At 70.6% G+C, this 1484-nt stretch carries 2 protein-coding genes; both read right to left on the reverse strand.

Going from position 1 to position 1484, the window contains the following annotated elements:
- Positions 1 to 145: 145 nt before the first annotated feature.
- Positions 146 to 628, reverse strand: coding sequence for a PepSY domain-containing protein (locus tag ABZU52_RS32420; protein ID WP_354974717.1), 483 nt, complete (start codon positions 626 to 628; stop codon positions 146 to 148).
- Positions 629 to 734: 106 nt separating this feature from the next.
- Positions 735 to 1289 (reverse strand): DUF5872 domain-containing protein, encoded by a 555-nt coding sequence (locus tag ABZU52_RS32425; RefSeq protein WP_354974718.1) that lies wholly within the window; start codon positions 1287 to 1289, stop codon positions 735 to 737.
- Between the last annotated feature and the right edge of the window lie 195 nt (positions 1290 to 1484).

Below are 1484 nucleotides of genomic sequence, written 5' to 3' on the forward strand. Positions count from 1 at the left end.
GGGACCAGCAACAGCCGACGGACCAGCAACAGCCGCCGGACCAGGAGCCGCCGAGGGACCACCAACACCGCGTCGCCACGTGCCGGACCTCGTTCAGCCCGCCGCCCGCCGCGGAAGGTCGGTGGCGGGCGGCGGCATCGGACGGTCAGTCGTCGTCGTCCTTGTCGTCGTCGTCGACCGGCTCCTGCTCGGCCTTGACCACCGACCCGTTGTCCCGGTCGACGTCCACCTCGTGCTCGGTGTCGCCCGCGACGATCTCGACGCTCCACACCGGCCGGCCGTGTTCCTGCTCGGCTTCGACCTCGACGATCTGGCCGCCACCGGCCTTGGCGAGCGCGATCTCACCAGCGCGCTGCTCGTCGACCGCGCTGGCCGACGGCGAGCTACTGGCCGACGGCGAGCTACTGGCCGACGGCGAGCCGCTGGACGGCGTACCCGATGGGGTGTTGGCCGACGGCGAGCCGCTGGTCCCCGGCGGGTCCGTGGCCGTCGGCGCGGCGGTTGCCGCGGCGAGTGCCGTACCGCTGGTTCGCGAGTCGTTCGCGGCGGTGACGCCGATCGCGACCCCGGCCACCGCCAGCACCGCCGACCCGCCGACCGACGCCAGAAGCAGATTGGTGCGCTTCATCGTGGTGTCCACCTTTCCTCGGTTGTTGACTTCGAGGATCGGTCGGAACGGGATAGCACCGCGCTGTCCGGACACTAAGGCCGGGTTAAGACGGTCGGGGGTCGGGTCAGCCGCGCCTGTTGAGTTCCGCTTCCAGCCGCTGGACGAGCGTCTTGCGGTCCTTGCTGGCGCGCTCGTTGCGCAGCGCGGTCTTGAGCTCTCGCGTGTCGAGGCCACGGACCAGCTTGGCCGCTTCCGCGACTGACATCTCCGATATCTGGCCGGCCGTGGTGGCGTCCCGGCGTGCTCGTTTGGCCGGGCCGGTGTTGGCAACGTACTGCTTGCCGGTTCGGGACGCTTCGCGCTTCTTCGTGTCGGTTGCCTGCTTCTGGCTCTCCGACATCTCGTCCCAGGCCTTCTTGGGCAGGTAACGACTCGTCGTGCCGTCCTTGCGCGCACGCGTGTCGCCCTCTTTGGTCTGCCATTTCTCGTTGCCCCAGCGCTGGAGCGCCTTTTGTCCTTCGTCCTTTGGGCCCAGAAATCCCCCGCCGCGCCTCTTGTACTCCTGAGTGACCAGCTGCGACTTGCGTGCCGACCACTGCCCCGGCCGGCCGCCCTTGTCGGAGGCCTGGATCTCTTCCTTGATCTGCTCTCTGAGCTCGGGTTTCGTATACCGCGCCATGACTGGCAGCTACCCGGCACCGCCGGGCCTATGCCTCCTCGATCGGTGTCGGAGGCCCGAGCCGGAGCAGCACCTGCGCACCGCCCTCCGGGCCGGTCCGCACCTCCAGGCTACCGCCGGCGGCCAGGGCGGCGCGGCCGGGGGTGGCCAGGGCGACGCCGGTGGAACCCGGCGCGCTGGCGCCCCGCCCGACCG

The organism is Micromonospora sp. NPDC005220 (assembly GCF_040607895.1).
Classification (GTDB): Bacteria; Actinomycetota; Actinomycetes; order Mycobacteriales; family Micromonosporaceae; genus Micromonospora.

Excerpts from the sequence above, each read along its gene's own strand:
- ABZU52_RS32420 (WP_354974717.1), bottom strand. The coding sequence starts at position 628 with ATGAAGCGCACCAATCTGCTTCTGGCGTCGGTCGGCGGGTCGGCGGTG.
- ABZU52_RS32425 (WP_354974718.1), bottom strand. The coding sequence starts at position 1,289 with ATGGCGCGGTATACGAAACCCGAGCTCAGAGAGCAGATCAAGGAAGAG.